We start from the raw sequence: 20454 nt of genomic DNA on the forward strand, positions 1-20454 counted from the left end.
GACGTTGCGTAGCCCTCGCAGTGTGGGAGCTTGCCGATGCCCGACCCGGACCGGCCGCAGGAACTGCCGGCCAGGCTGCTCACCGATCCCGAGATGATCGATGCGTGTCGGGTCCGGGACTTCGCCAGAGTCTTCCGGCTGGTGAAGGTCAGGGCGGGGATCTACCCGTCGATGATCGCCCGGCGTTGTGACCTGACGCCGAGCCGCGTGGGCGAAGTCATCGCAGGCCGACGCCACTTGCAGCACATGGACGTCATCGAGCGAATCTCAGACGGCTTGCGCATCCCAGGAGACATGCTCGGGCTTGCCCGCCGAGCCTGGGAGACGCCCCAGGCCCTGGTGGTCGACGAGCGCGAGGCGCCTCAGATATCGGAAGCCGAGCAGCTTGCCCCCGCATCTTTGCCAGGTCCCGATGTGGACAGCATCTTGGCACTGACCACTCGAACGAGCCTGAACGCGGCGACGCTTGAAGCCTTCCGCTCCTCCATCGAGGACTACTGGCGACAGGACGACCAGCACGGGGGCGAGGCGTTGAGGCCGGCCATCGTGGGCCAGCTCCGGTACGTCGTCGGACTCTTGAAGGAGAACCGGCCGCCGTCCATTCAGAACGGCTTGTACGGCATCGCGGCCGAGTTGGCACGCCTCACCGGCTGGACCTATTTCGACGCCCGCCAGTACAACCAGGCCCGCGCGTACTTCACCGAAGCTCTGCAACTGGCGAAGGAGATCGATGACCGCCAGTTCATGGCCAACGTCCTTGCCTGTATGAGCCTGCAGGCGACCTACCAGGACAAGCCCGCGGACTCCCTGGCACTCGTGACCGCCGCTCAGGACCAAGCCCGCTCAGCACTGGGCACCACCCCACGTGTCCTGTCGATGCTGTCCATGCGGGAAGCGTTCGCCCATGCCACGCTCAGGAACCAGACCGACACACACCGGGCGATCGGGGAAGCTTACCGGCATTTCGAGCAGATCGGATCGAGCGATCCCGACCCTTCATGGGTGGCCTACTTCGATGAGCCGAAGCTCATCGTGGACACGGGCATTGCCCACGGCCAACTCGGGGAAGCAGCGACCGCCGAGCCCTTGATCGCGGATGCCCTGCGGCGAGAGAGCCACACCAACCAGCGAGGCCGCGCCTTTCACTCGTTTTGGCTGGCACGAACGCAGCTGGACCAAGGCAAGCTTGACCATGCATGCCACACGGCCACGCAGGCGCTGGAACCCGCGTCGGCCGTGGCCTCTGAGCGGGTGTCTGGCCATCTTAGAGAGTTCTACGGGCAGTTGGCTCCGCACAGGCAGGAGCCCGTAGCACTGGCCTTCGAGGCACGGCTACGGGAACTCCTACCTCCGGTCAGCGGATCGTTTCGTCCATGAGCAGGTACAGGAGTCCCACCAGTGATCCGCTGCTCACGATCTCGCGGCGGTCGATCATGCCCCGCACCTCCGAGAGGGGAATCCACTCGATGCGGTCGGATTCGTTCTTCTCCGTGGGCGGCCCGGCATAGGTCGCGCCGTCTACGCGGAAGACATGGTGCTGTGAGTCGGTGATGCCGTTGGCCGGCTCGCCGTAGACCAGAGGCTTGATGGGGCCAGGGCGCCAACCCGTCTCCTCTAGGACTTCGCGGGCCGCCGCCTCCTCAGGAGTCTCACCCTCCTCGACCAGGCCCATGGGCAGCTCCCAGGCCCACGAGTCCGTGATGAAGCGGTGTCGCCACATCATCAGGACCTCTTGACGGCTGTTGACCACGGCGGCCACGGCCAAGTGCCGGAGACGAACGACGTGGTACTCCCATCTGCGCCCGTCAGGCTGCTGCACGTCGACCAGACACAGATTCACCCACTTGTTGGTGTAGATCTGGCGTTCACCGTGGGTCTTCCACTCCATACCTGCGGCCCCTCTCGCTCGATCTCCAGGATCTCAGACCGAAGCGGAGCCGGACGCAGGTTCGGTCCTTTTCGCGTCATCCTGACGAGATGGCCTGACGGTTGGCCTGCACTCTGCCTGCCAGGGACTCGCGTGCGTGTGATGACGGATGCCTCTACGGCACGCGACAGGTCGTTCTATGGAATGCGCTCGGGAGGCAGCGTCGACATTCGAGCCGTTTGAAACCCGCGGCCATCCATGTCAATCCTGAACTTGACGCTCCAGGTATTCAGCTCCGGGTTCCAGTCGATCACATTGAATGACATCTGTCTACTATGAATAGCCATCGAGCTTCCGCATCCTGCGGTGATAATCCTCTGACGTCCGCCGTTGCCCCCATCAATTTCGACTGCATCCACTATCAGTCTGGGAATATGTTTATGTCCGTGCAGAATGAGTGAGATGTGTCGACTTGCACACCATTCTAGGAATTGCGCTGCTCCCTCAAGGGCGACAAATTTCTCATGCCCCCTCCAAACCAAGGGATTAACGATTCTTTCGTCGGCCTGAGATGGGTACGGGTATGGGTGGTGGTGGACGAGAGCAACGCGACGGTACCCCTTGAGTCTGCCGTTCCTGTTCATGGCTTGAAAATCCCTGGCCATGCTCAGTAGCTGCTCGTCGCTTACGCGGCCTTTGGCCCAGCTGCCAATTCTATTAGAGTCGAAACAGAAGAAGATGATCCGCGCTTCGTGATCAACCTGGACACGTGGCCGCAGATCAAAGTCGGCCAACATGTCCATCCTTCTTCCAAAAATGGACAGAGCGTTGCCGAAAAAGCGTTGATCATGGTTCCCTGGCACCTCTATCGGTTGTCGCCCGGAAAGAAGGTGCAGGCTGTGTGAGAAGGCTTTGTAGCGTCGCGCATACCTCTCGATTGGGTGGTTGAAAAGATCGCCCGTGATGACTATTTGATCGACTTCACCTCTTAGTTCACGCGCCACACAAGCCGCCAAGTATCCTTGCTTTGCGGCTGCTTCTTTTGTGCCAAAATGTAGGTCGCTCAGGTGCAGCAATCGTCGGTTAACTCTGCGCTCAACAGTACTGCTCGGTTGAGTAAGAGCGGTAAGGGCGCTTGTTCGCTCCTCCCAACGGTCGGGGTCTTCGAAGTCCCCGTAACCGCGGGTTGTCCAGAGGTGTTGGATTCTTGTACTAGCTTCCTCTAGGGGAAGGAAAGTTGATCGACCCGTCGGGGTTGATATAACCACGCCTGGCCACAAGTCTCGCCTGTCAAGTGCTGATTGAAACCCGTTATCCGGGTCTGCCATATGAATTACTTCGTTAGGCTCTGGTGGTCCAGGAAGGAGGGTCAAAATCCGGTAAGGGTGGCCACTCACGGCCTTATTGATCGCATCTTTGGCTGCATCACTATTTTTTGATGTACCTACTAGAGATGCGCAAATGTCTAGCTCGCCGAGCATGGGAAATGTGGGGGTGAAGATGCATTGAAGGTCGGCTTCTTTTACCGCCTTGTCCTGTGGGCCGGAGGTTTTCCGTCGAATTTTGTTAGCCCAGTTGCTTATTGTGTCACCCAATTCTGTCGACGGAAGTATCCAATATCCCTCTTCCATCTGACCCAAGGCGGATAGGAACTCGTCCAACGCCTTATATGTGAGATGAGGAGGCGGTGCAGCGCGTGACATGAGATAGGAAATTATGTTGGCTTGCTCCAAGTTGAACCGTGTACTCATCGCGTTGCCTCCAACGCAGGCGCCCAACCTTGCGTGTGTGTGCCGTACTTCAACGGTACGGCTGGACGCCACAAACCGCCATTCAGCTCCGTTGAAATGGAAAATTCTTACTCGCAAGCAGCGGCGTTTAATGGGCGTAGTGGCGCGTCGGCTGGAAGGAACGCCTACATAGCGAAGGGTGGCACGTCGGGGAATCCGCTGTGAGTTGAGCAACGCTGTCACTTGCGCCTGTGGTTTGAACCCGTGTCTGCACCGCCAGGAAACCTACTTGCCGGAACGGGTGTACGCCCGATCCAGGGCACTGGGCTTCAGATCCGCGGCCCAGACCCCGGGAGTGGTGCACGGCGGGCGGAAGCTTTGCCAGTGGACCCAGGGTGGACCGCATGCACCATGACTTGCCAGATCCCAGTACGCTGTCCTCGCTCCAGCCCTGGTGGACGGGGCAGGAGGCAGGCAGCCCGAGCGGCCTAAGGGAACGGTCTTGAAAACCGTCGTGGCAGCGATGTCACCGTGGGTTCAAATCCCACCGCCTCCGCGCAGGTCATAGATGTCGCAGGTCAGAAGGGGTGCCACTCTCCGGGGTGGCACCCCTTCCGCGTGTGTCGATCGAGACCGTGGAGCGATGAGATGACCGAACAGCGCACTGTCGACTTCTGGTTCGACCCTGTCTGCCCGTACACGTGGATCAGCTCGCGATGGATGGTCGAGGTCACCAAAGTGCGGCCGGTGGCCGTCCGCTGGCGGGTGATGAGCCTGTCGGTGCTCAACGAGCACCGGGACGACCATCCCGAGGGCGAGTGGGAGGAGTACATGTGGGCGCCGGTGCGCGTGTGCGCGGCGGTGGAGGAGCGGTTCGGTCAGCAGGCGCTCGGTGATCTCTTCACGGCGATGGGCACCCGCTTCCACCTGCGCGGTGACTGGGGGAACCTCGCGGCGGCGCTGGCGGATGCCGGGTTGCCGGAGGCGGTCGCGGAGGTCGCCGGGTCCGCCGCCTACGACGAGGCGATCCGGTCCTCGCACGCTCGGGCCGTCGCCCTGGCGGGTGGCGACATCGGTACCCCGGTGGTGTCTGTCGCCGGGCCCGGCGGCGAACGCGTCGGTTTCTTCGGCCCGGTCGTCTCGCCCGCTCCCACCGGGGAGGCCGCCGGGCAGTTGTGGGACGGTTTTCTGACGCTGGCCGCCGTTCCGGGCTTCTTCGAGGTCAAGCGCACTCGGATCGAGGAACCCCGGTTCGGCATGGGCGACTGACGGGGCACGTCTGGCAGGTGCCGTGGGGTGGTACAGAGCCACGGGGCTAGGATCGCTCCGTAGTACGGGCATCTGTGCAGGTCGCGGGGGTTTTTGAGTGCGCATCGTCGTCGTCACCGCTGTGCACGGCCCGTCGGCCCGGTTTCTGCCGGAGGCCTACACGTCCCTCTGTGACCAGGGGCTGCCGGAGGGCTGGGAGTGGCACTGGGTGATCCAGGAGGACGGGGAGGGCGCGGACGTACGGCCGTACGTGCCCGGCGACGCGCGGGTGACGTTCCGGCAGGGCCGGGCCGGGGGCCCCGGAGTGGCCCGGACCGTCGCGCTGGCGCATGCCGAGGGTGCGTACGTGAAGGTCCTGGACGCCGACGACCGGTTGCCGCCGGGCACGCTCGCGCGGGATCTGGCGGCGCTGGAGGGCGACCGCAGTCTCGGGTGGGCGACGTCGCGGGCGCTGGACCTCCTGCCCGACGGGTCGACCGTCGGGTTTCCGGGCGACCCTGAGCAGGGGCCGATCGAGCGCGGGTCCGTGCTCGAGCACTGGAAGGCGAACGGCTTCCTCGCACCGGTCCATCCGGCGTCGCTGTTCGTACGGCGGGAGCTGCTGCTCGCCCTCGGCGGCTGGATGGCGCTGCCCGCGTCGGAGGACACGGGGCTGCTGCTCGCACTGAACGCCGTGAGCCGGGGGTGGTTCTCGGGAGAGGTGGGGCTGCTGTACCGGAAGTGGGAGGGACAGGTGACCGGGCAGAAGGCCCACACGGACCGGGCGGAGCGCGCTGCCCGGATGGCGGTCGTGGAGGCCAGGGCCCGGGCACTGGCGGGTCTTCGGTGGCCGTTTCCGGTGGGGCACTGACCTCGGCCGGTCAACTCCCTCCGGCCTGAGTGGGTCAGCGGCTACGGCAGGAGGTCCGTCCCCGCCCGCGCCGGAGCGACGAGCTCGTGGCGGATGTACCACTCGGTGCCGAGCAACCGCTCCCGCTCGGGCCCCGGCAGTGCGGCGATCAGGCCCGGGGCGGCTCCCCGTGCCACCTCCGTGCGGTGTGCCAGCACGGCGGCGATCTTCCGGTCCAGCCAGGGGGTCACGTCGACGGTCGTCGTGACCCGGTCGTCCGGGACCGTGCGCATCGTCTTGCCCGTGGGGGCCAGGTGTCCGCCCCACGCACGGACGGCGGAGTGCGGATGCGTGGCCAGGTACAGGGCGCTTGGCTGCCAGGGTTCACCGGCGTCCGGGTAGAGGCGTTCGAGGCCGGCGGCGTGGACCGCCGACAGGGTCACGCGGTGGGTGTGCACATGGTCCTCGTGACCGGTCAGGCCGCCGTAGGCGTCGTGGGTGACGACGATCTCCGGGCGGAACTCCCGGATCCGCTCGACCAGGCCGCCCACCGCCTCGTCGAGCGGGGCGTCGCACAGGCGTGGTCTGCCCGGGGCCGACCGCGGGACGCGGGAGTCGGCGTATCCCAGCAGACGTGGCTTGCCGGCGTCGAGGATGCGGAGCGCTTCGGCCAGTTCCGCGGCGCGCACGGTGTCCGCCGCCCAGGTGGCCGTGACGACCGCCGTGCGGGCGCCCGCCGCCGCGTGCCGGGCGAGGGTGCCGCCCGCCGTCAGGGACTCGTCGTCGGGGTGGGCGAAGACCGCGAGCAGGCTCGGTACCGGCACCGGTCCTCGCTAGGGGGTGCCCGGTGCCGACGCCGCGTCCGTCGCGTCCGTGATGCTGATGGCCTGGCTGGGGCACTTCTCCGCCGCCTCCAGGATCTCCGGGGCGTCGTCCGTCCGTTCGTGGCCCGGGCGGACGGCGCCGAACCCGTCGACGAACTCGAAGACCGCCGGGGCCCTGTGGACGCACTCGGCGGAGCCGTAGCAGAGCTCGCGGTCGACAGAGACCACCTTCATCCCCTTCATCCCCCTTGTCCCCCACCGGCCGATGCCGGAAGCCGGCGGGACCCGAGGTGTTGACTGCCCAGCGGCAGACCGGCTGAACCGGCCGTCTAGCGTGCTCCAGCCGTCGCGAGCCAGTGGGCGACCCGGCGTACGGCGGCCTCGTCGAGCCGTTCGGCGAGGGCCTGGACGGTCGCGTCGTCCTCGGGGGAGAGGTCGTAGAGGCCCGCCTTGCCCAGGCCGGACATGAGGACCTGGTGGCGGCGGCCGGTCATGCGTTCCGCCAGCGGGGCCGGTTCGGAGGCGGAGGCCTCCAGGCCCGGTTCGGAGGCGGAGGCTTCCGGGTCCGGCCGGGACGCTGCCGGGCCCGGCTTCAGGGACGTGTCGAAGCGGTGCCAGTCGCCGTCCTTCGGCCCCCACAGGGCGAAGGTCACCTCGTCCTCACGGGCCCGCAGTGTCCGTGTCATCTCGCCGAGGGCGTGCAGCACGGGCGAGCGGTGGGGCGACTCCGCGGCCGTCCGCCAGGTCTGCGCGGCCGGCTGGTAGTACATCGCCACCCAGCGCGGGGCGCCCTGCGGTCGTGGGCTCTCGGGACGGGTCTCCACTGTGCTCACGTGCTCACCCCTGTACGTCGCTCCGGAAGCGGTACGGCAGGCCGGCCCTGACAGCGGCATGCGAACGGCAGGCAGACCATAGCTGACGAGTCGTCAGTTATCCAGGGTCAGCCGGAGTTGTAGAGCGCGGTCCGCTGGGGAGGATCACCACGTCGTCCGGCACCGGTCCCTCCCCTCGTGGGGACCGGTACCGAACGGTGGGGTCACGGTCGTCCGACTCCGCTGGAGGTCGACCGGATGAGTGTGGTGCTGCGTCCGGATCCTGCCAGTTTCGGCAGCCGACGAGGAGTCTCCGGTTCCGGACGAGCGGTATTACCGCAGGTCAGACGTATAGAGTGAGTTTTCCGGTCCGGACGTCCAGGCGCGGGGAGTTAAGGAGTGGAGACCTTGGGTTCCGACTCCGGGGCACGCACCGCCTTCGCGGAGCGCCTCGCACTGCTGTACAAGGAAGCCGGGAACCCTCCACTCAAACGTGTGTCCGAAGCGGTCGTCCGGCTCCAGCGGGTCGACGAACGCGGGCGTCCCGTCCGGGTGTCCGCGCAGCGCATCAGCGACTGGCGCCGGGCCCGGAACGTACCCGCTCAGTTCACCGCCCTCGCGGCGGTGCTGCACGTGCTGATCCCCGAGGCGCGGCGCGCGCGGCCCACGCCGGTGTCCCCGGGCCTGTACGACCTCGGTCAGTGGCAGCGGCTGTGGGAAACCGCGGTGGCCGACCCGGTCGGCGAGCGCGGCACGGCTGCGGCGGAGCAGGAGCGGTCTGCCGCCGAGGCCCCGCCCGCGCCCAGCGGGGTGTGCCCCTACCGGGGGCTGGCCTCGTACCGCCACGAGGACGCCCGGTGGTTCTTCGGCCGGGAGCGGAGCACGGACGCGCTCGTCGCCCAGCTCCGGGCCGTGTCGGAGACGGGCGGCCTGGTCATGCTCGTGGGTGCGTCGGGGGCGGGGAAGTCCTCGCTGCTGAACGCCGGGCTGGTGCCCGCACTGCGGGACGGCGCGCTGGGTGAGGACCTCGACGGCGCCGACCGTGGCGACAGCGACAGCAGCGGTGACGGGGGTGCGGGCGGCCGGGCGACCGAGGTCGTGCAGCTCGTCCCCGGCGGTGATCCGCTGGCGGAGCTGACTCGGTGCATTCCCGACCTGGGGCCGGTCGTCCCGGCCATGGTCAGGGCCGGGGGATCCGCCGCGGAGGACCACGTCGCCCCCGCCACGGTGGGCCCGCGCGTCCCGAGGGGCCCCGACGTCCGCGCCGCCGTGGCCGCCTGGGCGCGGCGCGAGGCGCCGGCCGGTGCGCGGCCGGTCGTCATCGTGGACCAGTTCGAGGAGACGTTCACCCTCTGCCCCGACGAGGCGGAGCGGCGTGCCTTCGTCGAGGTCCTGCACGCCGCCTGTTCGCCGGGCGGCGACGGCGATCCGGCCCCGGCGGTCGTGGTGCTGGGCATACGGGCCGACTTCTACGAGCGGTGCCTCAGGTATCGCGAACTGGCCGACGCGCTCCAGCACCGGCACATGGTGCTGGGCCCCCTGACCACCGCGGAGTTGCGCGAGGCGGTGACGGGCCCGGCCAAGGCCGTCGGCCTGGAGCTGGAGCCGGGCCTGGCGGAGCTGATCGTCCGGGAGGTGAGCGCGGACGGCCCGCGGGGGGCGCACGACGCGGGAGTGCTGCCGCTCCTCTCGCACGCCCTGCTCGCCACCTGGCAGCGCAGGAAGGCGGGCCGGCTGACGCTCGCCGGGTACCGCGCGGCCGGCGGCATCCAGGGCGCGGTCGCGGCGACCGCCGAGCGGGCCTGGTCCGGTCTCGACCCGGCGGCGCGCACGGCGGCCCGGCTGCTCCTGCTCCGGCTGGTCCGGCTGGGCGAGGACACCCAGGCCACGCGCAGGCGCGGCACCCGGCGCCAGTTGGCGGACGAGTCGACCGACCCGGGCAAGACCGAGGAGTCGCTGGAGGCGCTGGTCCGCGCCCGGCTGGTGACGCTCGACGCGGAGACCGTGGAGATCACCCACGAGGCGCTGCTGCACGCCTGGCCGCGGCTGCGCGACTGGATCGACGACGACCGGCAGGGCAACCTGCTGCGCCAGCGCCTGGAGGAGGACGGCCGGGCCTGGGAGGAGTCGGACCGCGACACCGCGCTGCTCTACCGGGGGTCCCGTCTGGAACAGGCCCACGGGTGGGCGAAATCCGCCGGGGACACGTTCCTGACCCGCAGCGCGGTGGAGTTCCTGGCCGCCTCGGTCCGGCTGCGCAGGCGCATCATCTGGATCAGCCGGGGCGCGGTGGCGGCCCTGGTCGTGCTGGCGGTGCTGGCCGCCGGAGCGGCCGTCGTCGCCTGGAAGCAGCGGGACGAAGCCGTGTTCCAGCAGGTGCTCGCCCAGGCCGATCGCGTCCGGGACACGGACCCCTCGCTGTCCGCGCAGCTCGACCTGGTGGCACACCGGCTGCGGCCGGACGACAAGGGCCCGAACAGCCGCCTGATCTCCATCGTGAACGCCCCGCTGGCCACACCGCTGGTCGGCCACACCGGCGCCGTCTACCTCACGACGTTCAGCCCGGACGGACGGACCCTGGCCACCGCCAGCTACGACCGCACCGTACGGCTGTGGAACGTGGCCGACCCGAAGCGTCCCAAGCCCCTGGGCAAGCCTCTCACCGGCCACACGAGCTGGGTGAGCAGCGCCATCTTCAGCCCGGACGGCCGCACCCTGGCCAGCGCCGCCGACGACGGCACGATCCGGCTGTGGGACGTCACGGACCCCGGCAGCCCGCAGCCCCTCGCCCGGCCGCTGACCGGCCATGACGGCACGATCTACCTGATCGCCTTCAGCCCGGACGGGCGCACGCTGGCCTCCGTCGGCGACGATCACACCGTACGGCTGTGGGACGTGGCCGACCCGAAGCGTCCGAAGTCCCTCGGCGAGCCTCTCACCGGGCATGAGGCCGCCGTGCGCTCGGTGGCGTTCAGCCCGGACGGCCGGACGCTGGCGGCCGGGGGCGACGACGGCACCATCAGGCTGTGGGACGTGACGCGACCCCGGCGTCCGGAGCCGGTCGGGGAGCCGCTGACCGGCCACACCGACACGGTGCACTCCGTGGCCTTCAGCCCGGACGGCCGGACGCTCGCCAGCGGCAGCGCGGACGACACCGTCCGGCTTTGGAACATGGCCGACCGGCGTCGCCCGGCAGCGATCGGAGCGCCGCTGACCGGCCACACGGGTGCGGTGTGGTCCGTGGCCTTCAGCCCCGACGGGAACATGCTCGCCGCCGCCAGCGCGGACAGCACGGCGAGTTTGTGGAAGGTCAGTGATCCGGCGTACCCGTCGCAGGTCGGCGGGCCCCTGGCGGGCAGCAGCGGCGAGATGTACGCGCTCGGCTTCAGCCCCGACGGGCGCACCCTCGCCACCGGGACGGGCGACAACAAGGTCCGCCTGTGGTCGCTGCCGACGGCGGACATGATCGGCCGGACGGGATCGTTCCGGCCGGACGGGCGGGTGCTCGCGACGGCGGCGCTCGACGGACGGATCCGGCTGTGGGACGTGCGGAAGCCCGGCAGGCCCGTGCCGATGGGCGAGCCGTTTCTGCCGAAGGGCGGCGTCCGCTCCCTGGAGTTCTCCACCGACGGCCGCACCCTCGCGGTGGTGACGGGGGACCGGGCCGTGCAGCTGTGGAACGTCGGGGATCCGGACCGTCCCGTCCCCCACGGGACGCCCACCCCCCTGCCCATCCGGTTCGCCGACCCGCTGGCCTTCAGCCCGGACGGCCGCCTCCTGGCGACCGCCTACGACGACCGCACCATCCAGCTCTGGGACATCGCCGACCCGTCCCGTCCCCGTCGGCTCGGCGAGCCCCTCACCGGTCACAAGGGGTACGTCAACTCCCTCGTCTTCAGCCCGGACGGCCGTACGCTCGCCAGCGGCAGCGCCGACGGCACCATCCGGCTGTGGAACGCGACGAAACCCGGACGCGTCGTCCTGCGCGGCGCACCGCTCAGGGGCCATCTCGGAGCCGTCAACGTCCTCGCCTACAGCCCCGACGGGCACACGCTGGCCAGCGGCGGCGACGACAACTCGGTCAGGCTCTGGGACATCGAGGACCCCTCCGAGGCCTCGGCGGAGAGGAGCCTCAAGGGCCACACGGAGGCGGTCGTGTCACTGACCTTCAGCCGGACCGGCCGCACCCTGGCCAGCGGCGGAAACGACAGCACCGTCCGGCTCTGGAACGTCTCCGACCCCTCCAGGGCCGGCGCGATCGGCCAGTCGATGAGCCCCAACGCCAAGAGCGGCACGTTCCTGGCGTTCAGCCCGAACAGCCACATGCTCGGGGTGTCGAGCGGCACCGACACCATCCGGCTCTGGAACCTCGACGTCGACGATGCCGCACGCCGCGTGTGCACGATGACCCGGGGCGTGCTGACGCCGGAGACCTGGCGCGAGTACCTGCCCCGGCTGTCCTACGACCCGCCGTGCGAGTCCTGACGGGACCCGATCGCACAACAGGCCGCACAATCAAGACAGTTGAGTGATACGAGTCACAACTCCGGCTTTGCTGACGAACAGTCGGTTCCGATGGGCAAGCGCTTGTTACCCTTGGCCATAGCCCGACCGCTGGTGCATCCCCCGTCGCCAGCGGTCGGGCCTTCGCGTGTGCGGGCGGCTGCTACGCGTGCGCGTGGCCGCGCAGGTCGAGCCGCATCAGGACGCGGGGGTGGCCGGCCAGCACCGAGGTGGTGTCCGCCGCGTACGTGAAGCCGGCGCGTTCGAAGTTCTTCCGCAGGCCGGCGTACGCCATCGTCAGGTCGACCTTGGCGTCGCCGTTGTCGAGGGGGTACGCCTCGATCGCCGGTGCGCCGTGGGCCCGGGCGAACTCGACCGCGCCGGCGATCAGGGCGTGCGAGACGCCCTGCTTGCGGTGACCGGGGCGGACCCGGACGCACCACAGTGACCAGACGGGCAGGTCGTCGACGTGCGGGATCTTGCGGTTGCGGGCGAAGGAGGTGTCCGCGCGCGGGGCGACGGCGGCCCAGCCGACCGGTTCGTCGCCGTCGTAGGCGAGCACGCCGGGGGGCGGATCAGCGCCGCACAGCTCGGCGACGAACTCGCCGCGGGCCGGTCCGCGCAGTTCGTTGTTGAGCTTGGAGGGGATCCGGTAGCTCAGGCACCAGCAGACGTTCGCACCGGGCGACTTGGGCCCCAGCACGGCACGGACGTCCTCGAAGACCGTGGCGGGTCGAACGTCGATGCTCATGCCCTCACGATGTCACGCGCCGCCCGGCTGCGCCGCCCGGCTCGGCGAAAACCCCTGTGCCCTGGGAGCCGGCGACACGGCCTGGCTGAACGCGTTGTGGAGGGCCTGCTCAGGCCGACGCCGCGCGCAGCAGTCGCAGTTGGCCGATCTCGGTCACGTTCTTCATCAGTTCCGCGTTCACCCACGCCACCATGTGGGCGACGGTGTACTCGGGGTCGTCCGGCGAGGGGAACGGTGCCTTGGCGTCCAGGTCGGCGTCGGTGAGGCCGTCCAGGACGGCCAGCCACTGGGTGCGCAGGCCGCGCAGCCACTCGATGGTCGGTGTGCCCTCGCCCGGCCATGCGACGTCCGTGCGGTCGCGGGGCGGGCGGCCCTGGGCGTGGTCGAGGGTCACGCTCCACCACCAGCCGATGTGCCAGCTCACCCAGGCGATGGTGGGGACGGGCACGGGGTCGGGCTCGGTGTCCGCCCAGTCCGGTACCCAGGTGCCGTCGGGGCCCCTGCGCATCGTCCAGCAGAGCGGGGCCGGCTCCCAGAGGAAGTCCTCCGGCTCCAGCCGCTCCAGGTGGTACTCGAACAACGACCATGTCAACTCGAACTGCCAGCGCGGCAGTTCCGTACGGGAAACGCTCATCGGACGACCCTACGCAAGAGCGCGGGCGTCGCGGGCCAGTGCCGGCCAGTCGAGGTCGCGCAGCGCGGGCTCCGCGTCGCAGCCCGCGGGCAGGCGAGGTGTGGTCTGGAACCAGAGAACGGTGAGACGGGAGCGGTAGGCGACCGGGTCGCGGGCCGGATCGAGAGCCGTGGAGTGGAACGTGCCGACGCAGGCCACCGGGGGCAGGACCTCGACGGGCCCGAGGCCGCCCGCGTACTGGTCGGGGTAGGCGCGCGGCGGCGGGACCAGGTGTACGGGCGTGCCGGGGCGGGCCCGCGCGGCGGTGCGCAGCAGCCCCCGGATCCGCAGGTCGTTCACCGGCTTGCAGGGATAGCCCTCCAGCAGGTCGCCGTACGTCGACGTGAACCGCAGCTCGGCGAGGTCCACCGGGCGGCCGGAGGCCAGGACGAGGCGGGCGAGCGCCAGGGCCGGCGATGTGGCGTGCTGTTGCATGGAGGTCTTTCGGTGCTCGTGTACGGGGTGTCGCTCATGGCCGGTGCCCCGTCAGCCGCGCCGCCGACGCGATCGTCGCCCGGGCCTCGCGCTCGGCGAGGCCGGTACCCCGCGCGGCCTCGACCAGGGCGTCCACGAGCGCGGGGCCGATGCCGTCCTCGTAGGCCCGGCAGGCCGCCCAGAACAGCCGGGTGTTGCGCTGGCCCTCGTGCGCGGCGAGGACGAACTGCACCAGGCCCTGGCCGTGTCCGCCGGTCGCCGGGGGCGTGGGGTGGTGGGCGCGGGGCGGCGGGAGGAGCAGGCGCAGGAGGGAGCGCGGGCAGGGGGCGGGGGCGAGATGGGCGGTTCCCGGGGCCGCGGCGTACACGCCCTGGCCGGTGCGGGAGCCGGGGCCGACGAGATAGCCGCCGGCGCCCCGGATGTCGATGCCGGGTGCGAGGCGGCCCGCCGAGTTGGGGACGACCACGTCGGGCGGGCCGCTCAGCCAGAGGTGACGGCCGCCGGACGGCGTCACGACGACCACCGTCGGCGGGATGGTGAACAGGTGCCGCAGCGCCAGCTCGCGCAGGGCGGCCGAGGAGTCCGTGCCGGTCTTCACGTCCAGGTCGATGCCGATCAGATGGTGCGGGGGCAGGCCGCAGGCGATGCCGTATCCGGTGGCCCAGGGCGCCGCGGCGAACAGTTCGCGGATGCGGGCCGGGTCGCTGGAGGCGTCGTAGACCCCGTGGCCGAGCCGGCCGCACTCGCCGTGGCAGGGGGAGGGGGCGGGGTCGTCGCGGTGCGGGGAACGCAGCGCCGGGAGCTTGGTGCGGGACAGGGGGATGACGGCCAGTCCGCGTTCGGCGGCTGACAGGGCGTGTGCGAGGGCCAGCGTCGTGGCCTGCCGGTCGGTGGTGGCCATGCTTCTAGTTTCGTACGTACGTTCGAAAAAGGAAAGAGGGTGCGGGTGCGACGCGCCGGGGCGGAGGGCCGGACCGGGGAAGTGCTGGAACGCTCCATCCCTTGCTGTACCTGGGTTCGAACGCCCCTTTCCGCTTCCGTACGGGACAGAAGTGACGCAAAGGGGTTTATCGACATGTCATCACGCTTGCGTGCGAATGGTGGCTTCCGGTCTGGTTCGCCGGGGATTCGGTGGGCAACTCTGGACTCGCGACGTCGCGTACCGCACCGGGGCGGTCGGCCAACTTCCCTGGTGGCAGCAGTGCTTCACGCACGGTCGGCCATGAGCCGGCGGTGCGCCACTGGTTCCGAAGTCCTGGAGGGACAACAACATGGCACGTATCCGTACCGCCCGCGTCATCGCCGCGGTCTCCGCCCTTCCGCTCGCGGCCGCTCTCTTCGCCGGTGTCGCGACGGCGGACAGCGGCGCCTTCGCGGACAACGGATCGATCGCGTCCGCCGCGGAGGCCGAGCAGGGCATCCTCGGCAGCGGCGTCGGCGGCGACAACTTCGGCAACGTGGCCACGACCCAGCAGCAGGCCGTCGGCGAGGGCGCCTCCAACCAGAGCAACACCGCCCAGGTCAACGGTACGGAGCCCACGGCCGTCAACCAGGGCAACGCCAACACCGCCATCAGCTTCGCCCCGCTGTGGTGATGGGCTGAGCGGGCCGGTCGACCGGCATCGGCCCGCGTCCTGTGTGGGTGTGCTTCGTGGGGTGACAAGCGCTTGGGCGGCGGTACTTCGGTACCGCCGCCCAAGCGCTTTCGGCGGCCGCGGGGCCTTGACGGGCGCGCATATCTGACGGACAGTCAGAAACCGTGAACGGTGAGCGGGAGGTCCACGAGGAGTTCGAGGCGCGCCTGAAGGCCTACGAGGGCCGCCCGGCCGCCGCCACCGGGGTCGGCCGGGACCCCGTCAACGAGCCGATGATCAGGCACTGGTGCGAGGCCATGGGCGACACCAACCCCGCGTACACGGGCCCGGACGCCATCGCTCCCCCCACCATGCTTCAGGCGTGGACCATGGCCGGCCTCTCCCGCCGCCCCGAACGCACGGCGGCCTACGACGAACTCCTCGGCCTGCTCGACGAGTCGGGCCACGACGCGGTCGTCGCCACGGACTGCGAGCAGGAGTACCTCCGCCCGCTGCGCCCCGGGGACGAGGTCACCTTCGACTCGGTGATCGAGTCGGTGTCCGGCCGCAAGACCACGAAGCTCGGCACGGGCTACTTCGTCACGACCCGCACGGACATCAGGGCGGGCGGCGAACTCGCCGGCACCCACCGCTTCCGCATCCTCAAATACGCCCCCGCACGCCGGCCGAAAGCCTCGGACGCCCCGAAGGAACTCCGCCCCCGCCCCGTCGTCAACCGGGACAACGCCGGCTTCTGGGAGGGCGTGGCGCGCCACGAGCTGCTGATCCAGCGCTGCACCGGCTGCGGCACCCTGCGTTTCCCCTGGCTGCCGGGCTGCAACAGCTGCGGCGGTCTGGAGTGGGACACGGTCGAGGCGAGCGGCGAGGGCACGGTCTACTCGTACGTCGTCATGCACCACCCGCCCTTCCCGGCCTTCACTGCGTCCGATCATGCCGCTGCCGCGGCGGGCCCCTTTGCGGTCGGGCTGATCGAGCTCGCGGAGGGCGTGCGGATCATCAGCAACGTGGTGGGGGTGCCGTACGACGAGGTGCGCGTCGGGATGCCCGTACGGCTCTGTTTCCGGCAGTACGACGACGAGCTGGTGCTGCCCGTCTTCCGGGAGGGGACGCGGTGAACGCCGGCGACCGCCTCCCGCCCCTGGAGATCCCGATCACCCGCACCCTGATCGTCGCCGGGGCGATCGCCTCCCGGGACTACCAGGACGTGCACCACGACCCGGAGCTCGCCCGGCGGAAGGGCTCCCCCGACATCTTCATGAACATCCTGACGACCAACGGCCTGGTCGGGCGGTACATCACCGACCACTTCGGGCCGCGGGCCGTGCTGCGCAGGGTGGCGATCCGGCTCGGCGCGCCCAACCACCCCGGCGACACGATGGTGCTGACGGGCACGGTCGAGGAGGTCGACGGGGACCTGGTGACGGTCCGGGTCGTCGGGGCGAACGGCATCGGCAAGCACGTCACGGGCACGGTGACGGTGAGGATTCCGGCATGAGCCTCAGAGGGCGGGACGGTCTCGGCGGGCGCGCCGCCATCGCCGGCATCGGGGCCACCGAGTTCTCCAAGGACTCGGGCCGCAGCGAACTGCGCCTGGCCGTCGAGGCGGTGCACGCCGCCCTCGCGGACGCGGGACTGACACCCGCCGACGTCGACGGGATGGTCACGTTCACCATGGACACCAGCCCCGAGATCACCGTCGCCCAGGCGGTGGGCATCGGCGAGCTCTCCTTCTTCTCCCGGATCCACTACGGCGGCGGCGCGGCCTGCGCCACCGTCCAGCAGGCGGCGCTGGCGATCGCCGCGGGCGTGGCGGACGTGGTCGTCTGCTACCGGGCGTTCAACGAGCGCTCGGGCCGCCGCTTCGGCTCCGGGGTGCGGCACCGGGAGCCGTCGGCGGAGGGCGCGGCGCTCGGCTGGGCGCTGCCGTTCGGCCTGCTCACCCCGGCCTCATGGGTGGCGATGGCGGCCCGGCGCTACCTCCACACGTACGGGCTGGCACCCGAGGCCTTCGGGCACGTGGCCGTCGTCGACCGCAAGTTCGCGGCGACCAACCCGGCGGCGTACTTCCACGGCCGGCCCATCACCCTGGCCGACCACGCCGCGTCCCGCTGGATCGCCGAGCCGCTGCGGCTGCTGGACTGCTGCCAGGAGACGGACGGCGGACAGGCGCTCGTCGTCACCTCCGTGGAGCGGGCCCGCGACCTGCCGCACCCGCCCGCCGTGATCGCGGCGGCCGCCCAGGGCGCGGGACGCGCGCAGGAGCAGATGACCAGCTTCTACCGCGACGACCTCACCGGCCTGCCCGAGACGGCGGTCGTGGCCCGGCAGCTGTGGCGGACGTCGGGGCTCGCGCCCGCCGACATCGACGTGGGCATCCTCTACGACCACTTCACGCCGTTCGTGCTGATGCAGCTGGAGGAGTTCGGCTTCTGCGGACCCGGCGAGGCACCGGACTTCGTGGCCGAGGAGCGCCTGCCGCTCAACACGCACGGCGGGCAGCTCGGAGAGGCGTACCTGCACGGCATGAACGGGGTGGCGGAGGCCGTCCGGCAGATCAGGGGGACGGCGGTGAACCGGATACCGGGTGCAGAACGGGTCCTGGTGACGGCGGGGACGGGCGTGCCTACGTCGGGGCTCGTACTGAGCGCCGACTCTCAGGGTTGACCCGCAGTACCCCGGGTCCTCCACTCCACCTACAGGAGGTGCGGCGGACCCCACCCCTACAACCTGAGGGGGACCCCGCTTCGGGACCTGCGGCCGATCCGCCGGAGGCGACTCCGCTCATAGCGTTGAGCCATGACCACACTCGTCTGCACCAGCGCGTCGAAGGCCGCTGCACCAGCGGCGCGGACACTTCCGTACCCGTCGTTCTCGTCGTACGTCAGGGCCCGCCAGCCGGTGCTGCTGCGTACCGCCCGCTCGCTGACCGGCAACCCGAGCGACGCGGAGGACCTGTTGCAGACCGCGCTCACCAAGACGTACGTCGCCTGGGAGCGCATCGAGGACCACCGCGCCCTCGACGGCTATGTGCGCCGGGCGCTGCTGAACACGCGCACCTCGCAGTGGCGCAAGCGCAAGGTCGACGAGTTCGCCTGCGAGGAGCTGCCCGAGCCGGAGCCGGTGTCCGGCGGTGACGACCCGGCCGAGCAGCAGGCGCTGCGCGACGCGATGTGGCGGGCGATCATGCGGCTGCCGGCCCGGCAGCGGGCGATGGTCGTCCTCAGGTACTACGAGGACCTCAGCGAGGTCCAGACGGCCGAGGTGCTCGGTGTCTCGGTGGGCACGGTGAAGTCGGCCGTCTCCCGTGCGCTCGGCAAGCTCCGCGAGGACGCTGAGCTGGGGCTTGTCCGTAGTTGAGCGGATGTGTCGGTCCCCACTGAGCGGTTCCGTCGGCAGCCGTGACCTGATCGATCGCCCGGTCCTAGTGACATACCACGCGGTATGTGCGCAGAATCAGCGCAACCTTTACCACCGCGCAGGCAATGTCGCCCCGGGAGGACGCCGTGCTGAGCACCATGCAGGACGTACCGCTGCTGATCTCGAGAATCCTGACCCACGGGTCGACGATCCACGGGACATCGCAGGTGACCACCTGGACCGGTGAGGACGAGCCGCACCGCCGCTCCTTCGCCGAGATCGGCGCCCGCGCCGCCCAGCTGGCACACGCCCTGCGCGAGGACCTCGGCGTCGCCGGCGACGACCGGGTCGCCACCCTGATGTGGAACAACGCGGAGCATGTGGAGGCCTACTTCGCGATCCCCTCCATGGGCGCGGTCCTCCACACCCTGAACCTCCGGCTCCCGCCCGAGCAGCTGGCCTGGATCGTCAACCACGCGGCCGACCGCGTGATCATCGCCAACGGTTCGCTGCTCCCCCTGCTCGCCCCGCTGCTCCCGCACCTGAAGACGGTCGAGCACGTGGTCGTCTCCGGCCCCGGGGACCGCTCCCTGCTCGCGGACGCGACCGCGCGGGTCCACGAGTACGAGGACCTGATCGCCGGGAAGCCCACCTCGTACGACTGGCCCGAGCTGGACGAACGCCAGGCCGCCTCCATGTGCTACACCTCCGGCACCACCGGCGACCCCAAGGGCGTGGTCTACAGCCACCGCTCCATCTATCTGCACTCCATGCAGGTCAACATGGCCCAGTCGATGGGCCTGACCGACGAGGACACCTCGCTGGTCGTGGTGCCGCAGTTCCATGTGAACGCCTGGGGTCTGCCGCACGCGACCTTCATGACCGGCGTGAACATGCTGATGCCGGACCGCTTCCTCCAGCCGGCCCCGCTCGCCGCGATGATCGAGGGCGAGAGGCCGACCCACGCCGCCGCCGTCCCGACCATCTGGCAGGGCCTGCTCGGCGAGCTGACCGCGCACCCGCGCGACGTCTCCTCCCTCACCCAGGTCACCATCGGCGGCTCGGCCTGTCCGCCCTCCCTCATGGAGGCCTTCGACAAGCTGGGCATGCGGGTCTGCCACGCCTGGGGCATGACGGAGACGTCCCCGCTCGGTACGATCGCCCGCCCCCCGGCCGGTGTGGCCGGCACGGAGGAGGAGTTCGCCTACCGCCTCACCCAGGGCCGTTTCCCGGCCGGCGTCGAGGCCCGGCTGACCGGCCCCGGCGGCGAACGCCTCCCCTGGGACGGCGAGTCGGCCGGTGAGCTGGAGGTGCGCGGCCCGTGGATCGCCGGCGCCTACTACAACGGCCCGGGCGCCGACCCGCTCCGCCCCGCCGACAAGTTCAGCGAGGACGGCTGGCTCAAGACGGGCGACGTGGGGACCATCTCCGCCGACGGCTACCTGACCCTCACCGACCGGGCCAAGGACGTCATCAAGTCCGGCGGCGAGTGGATCTCGTCGGTGGAGCTGGAGAACGCCCTCATGTCCCACCCCGAGGTCGCCGAGGCGGCCGTCGTCGCCGTCCCCGACGAGAAGTGGGGCGAGCGCCCCCTGGCCACGGTCGTCCTCAAGGAGGGCTCCACCGCCACCTTCGAGACCCTGCGCGCCTTCCTCGCCGACGAGGGCAACATCGCCAAGTGGCAGCTCCCGGAGCGCTGGACGGTCATCCCGGCGGTGCCGAAGACGAGCGTCGGCAAGTTCGACAAGAAGGTGCTGCGCAGGCAGTACGCGGAGGGGGAGCTGGACATCACCCGGCTCTGAAGCCCCG

The 20454-nt window shown here is 70.1% G+C and carries 19 protein-coding genes and 1 tRNA gene; 11 read left to right on the forward strand and 9 right to left on the reverse strand.

Going from position 1 to position 20454, the window contains the following annotated elements; all coding sequences use genetic code 11:
* Window positions 1-36: 36 nt before the first annotated feature.
* Window positions 37-1377, forward strand: a complete 1341-nt coding sequence (locus ABFX81_RS10455) for an NsdA family TPR-like regulatory protein (RefSeq protein WP_086851079.1) — start codon at window positions 37-39, stop codon at window positions 1375-1377.
* Here the strand turns inward: ABFX81_RS10455 and ABFX81_RS10460 are convergent.
* Both ABFX81_RS10460 and ABFX81_RS10465 read right to left on the reverse strand, forming a co-directional pair.
* Window positions 1355-1888: an NUDIX domain-containing protein gene (locus ABFX81_RS10460; protein ID WP_086851081.1), complete on the reverse strand. Its 534-nt coding sequence runs from the start codon at window positions 1886-1888 to the stop codon at window positions 1355-1357. The genes ABFX81_RS10455 and ABFX81_RS10460 overlap by 23 nt on opposite strands.
* A gap of 176 nt (window positions 1889-2064) precedes the next feature.
* Window positions 2065-3600 carry a metallophosphoesterase family protein gene (locus ABFX81_RS10465; protein ID WP_346137943.1) on the reverse strand — a complete coding sequence of 512 codons (1536 nt, stop codon included), beginning with the start codon at window positions 3598-3600 and terminating at the stop codon, window positions 2065-2067.
* A 463-nt stretch (window positions 3601-4063) separates the two neighbouring features.
* Here ABFX81_RS10465 and ABFX81_RS10470 point away from each other — a divergent pair.
* The 3 genes from ABFX81_RS10470 to ABFX81_RS10480 all read left to right on the forward strand — a co-directional run bounded on the left by ABFX81_RS10470 (window position 4064) and on the right by ABFX81_RS10480 (window position 5716).
* Window positions 4064-4153: transfer RNA gene (locus ABFX81_RS10470), tRNA-Ser, on the forward strand.
* Between the two features lie 92 nt (window positions 4154-4245).
* Window positions 4246-4866, forward strand: coding sequence for a mycothiol-dependent nitroreductase Rv2466c family protein (locus tag ABFX81_RS10475; RefSeq protein WP_086851084.1), 621 nt, complete (start codon window positions 4246-4248; stop codon window positions 4864-4866).
* 97 nt (window positions 4867-4963) lie between these two features.
* On the forward strand, window positions 4964-5716 hold the full coding sequence (locus tag ABFX81_RS10480) for a glycosyltransferase (RefSeq protein WP_086851085.1): 753 nt from the start codon (window positions 4964-4966) through the stop codon (window positions 5714-5716).
* A gap of 41 nt (window positions 5717-5757) precedes the next feature.
* Here the strand turns inward: ABFX81_RS10480 and ABFX81_RS10485 are convergent, their stop codons facing one another.
* The 3 genes from ABFX81_RS10485 to ABFX81_RS10495 all read right to left on the reverse strand — a co-directional run bounded on the left by ABFX81_RS10485 (window position 5758) and on the right by ABFX81_RS10495 (window position 7352).
* Window positions 5758-6519, reverse strand: a complete 762-nt coding sequence (locus ABFX81_RS10485) for a PIG-L family deacetylase (RefSeq protein ID WP_086851087.1) — start codon at window positions 6517-6519, stop codon at window positions 5758-5760.
* Window positions 6520-6528: 9 nt separating this feature from the next.
* Complete coding sequence (locus ABFX81_RS10490; protein WP_086851089.1) at window positions 6529-6753, reverse strand: 4Fe-4S domain-containing protein; 225 nt, start codon at window positions 6751-6753, stop codon at window positions 6529-6531.
* A 95-nt stretch (window positions 6754-6848) separates the two neighbouring features.
* Window positions 6849-7352 carry a hypothetical protein gene (locus ABFX81_RS10495; RefSeq protein ID WP_346137944.1) on the reverse strand — a complete coding sequence of 168 codons (504 nt, stop codon included), beginning with the start codon at window positions 7350-7352 and terminating at the stop codon, window positions 6849-6851.
* 378 nt (window positions 7353-7730) lie between these two features.
* Here ABFX81_RS10495 and ABFX81_RS10500 point away from each other — a divergent pair, with 378 nt between their 5' ends.
* Window positions 7731-11816 carry an nSTAND1 domain-containing NTPase gene (locus ABFX81_RS10500; protein WP_346137945.1) on the forward strand — a complete coding sequence of 1362 codons (4086 nt, stop codon included), beginning with the start codon at window positions 7731-7733 and terminating at the stop codon, window positions 11814-11816.
* 181 nt (window positions 11817-11997) lie between these two features.
* Here the strand turns inward: ABFX81_RS10500 and ABFX81_RS10505 are convergent, their stop codons facing one another.
* The 4 genes from ABFX81_RS10505 to ABFX81_RS10520 all read right to left on the reverse strand — a co-directional run bounded on the left by ABFX81_RS10505 (window position 11998) and on the right by ABFX81_RS10520 (window position 14594).
* Complete coding sequence (locus ABFX81_RS10505; protein WP_086854478.1) at window positions 11998-12585, reverse strand: GNAT family N-acetyltransferase; 588 nt, start codon at window positions 12583-12585, stop codon at window positions 11998-12000.
* Between the two features lie 109 nt (window positions 12586-12694).
* Complete coding sequence (locus ABFX81_RS10510) at window positions 12695-13219, reverse strand: DinB family protein (RefSeq protein ID WP_086854479.1); 525 nt, start codon at window positions 13217-13219, stop codon at window positions 12695-12697.
* Window positions 13220-13228: 9 nt separating this feature from the next.
* A complete protein-coding gene (locus ABFX81_RS10515; protein WP_346137946.1) occupies window positions 13229-13693 on the reverse strand; it encodes a hypothetical protein in 465 nt (154 codons plus the stop codon).
* Window positions 13694-13727: 34 nt separating this feature from the next.
* Window positions 13728-14594 carry a bifunctional DNA primase/polymerase gene (locus tag ABFX81_RS10520; protein ID WP_346137947.1) on the reverse strand — a complete coding sequence of 289 codons (867 nt, stop codon included), beginning with the start codon at window positions 14592-14594 and terminating at the stop codon, window positions 13728-13730.
* 370 nt (window positions 14595-14964) lie between these two features.
* Between ABFX81_RS10520 and ABFX81_RS10525 the strand changes: the two genes are divergently transcribed.
* From ABFX81_RS10525 to ABFX81_RS10550, 6 genes are all read left to right on the forward strand, one after another.
* The gene (locus tag ABFX81_RS10525) at window positions 14965-15288 is read left to right on the forward strand and encodes a hypothetical protein (RefSeq protein ID WP_086851770.1); all 324 of its coding nucleotides are present in this window, start codon (window positions 14965-14967) and stop codon (window positions 15286-15288) included.
* Window positions 15289-15452: 164 nt separating this feature from the next.
* Window positions 15453-16403 carry an OB-fold domain-containing protein gene (locus tag ABFX81_RS10530; protein ID WP_086851768.1) on the forward strand — a complete coding sequence of 317 codons (951 nt, stop codon included), beginning with the start codon at window positions 15453-15455 and terminating at the stop codon, window positions 16401-16403.
* A complete protein-coding gene (locus ABFX81_RS10535; RefSeq protein WP_086851766.1) occupies window positions 16400-16783 on the forward strand; it encodes a MaoC/PaaZ C-terminal domain-containing protein in 384 nt (127 codons plus the stop codon). The genes ABFX81_RS10530 and ABFX81_RS10535 overlap by 4 nt, the downstream gene beginning before the upstream one ends.
* The gene (locus tag ABFX81_RS10540) at window positions 16780-17952 is read left to right on the forward strand and encodes a thiolase C-terminal domain-containing protein (RefSeq protein WP_086851764.1); all 1173 of its coding nucleotides are present in this window, start codon (window positions 16780-16782) and stop codon (window positions 17950-17952) included. Before ABFX81_RS10535 ends, ABFX81_RS10540 begins: the two co-directional genes overlap by 4 nt.
* 132 nt (window positions 17953-18084) lie before the next feature.
* A complete protein-coding gene (locus tag ABFX81_RS10545; protein WP_086851762.1) occupies window positions 18085-18645 on the forward strand; it encodes a SigE family RNA polymerase sigma factor in 561 nt (186 codons plus the stop codon).
* Window positions 18646-18770: 125 nt separating this feature from the next.
* A complete protein-coding gene (locus ABFX81_RS10550) occupies window positions 18771-20447 on the forward strand; it encodes a long-chain-fatty-acid--CoA ligase (protein ID WP_086851760.1) in 1677 nt (558 codons plus the stop codon).
* Window positions 20448-20454: the final 7 nt, after the last annotated feature.

The sequence above is a fragment of the Streptomyces coeruleofuscus genome, assembly GCF_039532725.1.
Taxonomy (GTDB): domain Bacteria; phylum Actinomycetota; class Actinomycetes; order Streptomycetales; family Streptomycetaceae; genus Streptomyces; species Streptomyces coeruleofuscus.

Bases quoted from the DNA above. Each gene is read 5' to 3' on its own strand.
- ABFX81_RS10455 (WP_086851079.1), top strand. From the start codon at position 37: ATGCCCGACCCGGACCGGCCGCAGGAACTGCCGGCCAGGCTGCTCACC.
- ABFX81_RS10545 (WP_086851762.1), top strand. From the start codon at position 18,085: ATGACCACACTCGTCTGCACCAGCGCGTCGAAGGCCGCTGCACCAGCG.
- ABFX81_RS10520 (WP_346137947.1), bottom strand. From the start codon at position 14,594: ATGGCCACCACCGACCGGCAGGCCACGACGCTGGCCCTCGCACACGCC.
- ABFX81_RS10475 (WP_086851084.1), top strand. From the start codon at position 4,246: ATGACCGAACAGCGCACTGTCGACTTCTGGTTCGACCCTGTCTGCCCG.
- ABFX81_RS10540 (WP_086851764.1), top strand. From the start codon at position 16,780: ATGAGCCTCAGAGGGCGGGACGGTCTCGGCGGGCGCGCCGCCATCGCC.
- ABFX81_RS10525 (WP_086851770.1), top strand. From the start codon at position 14,965: ATGGCACGTATCCGTACCGCCCGCGTCATCGCCGCGGTCTCCGCCCTT.
- ABFX81_RS10505 (WP_086854478.1), bottom strand. From the start codon at position 12,585: ATGAGCATCGACGTTCGACCCGCCACGGTCTTCGAGGACGTCCGTGCC.
- ABFX81_RS10490 (WP_086851089.1), bottom strand. From the start codon at position 6,753: ATGAAGGTGGTCTCTGTCGACCGCGAGCTCTGCTACGGCTCCGCCGAG.
- ABFX81_RS10550 (WP_086851760.1), top strand. From the start codon at position 18,771: ATGTCGCCCCGGGAGGACGCCGTGCTGAGCACCATGCAGGACGTACCG.
- ABFX81_RS10460 (WP_086851081.1), bottom strand. From the start codon at position 1,888: ATGGAGTGGAAGACCCACGGTGAACGCCAGATCTACACCAACAAGTGG.
- ABFX81_RS10515 (WP_346137946.1), bottom strand. From the start codon at position 13,693: ATGCAACAGCACGCCACATCGCCGGCCCTGGCGCTCGCCCGCCTCGTC.
- ABFX81_RS10510 (WP_086854479.1), bottom strand. From the start codon at position 13,219: ATGAGCGTTTCCCGTACGGAACTGCCGCGCTGGCAGTTCGAGTTGACA.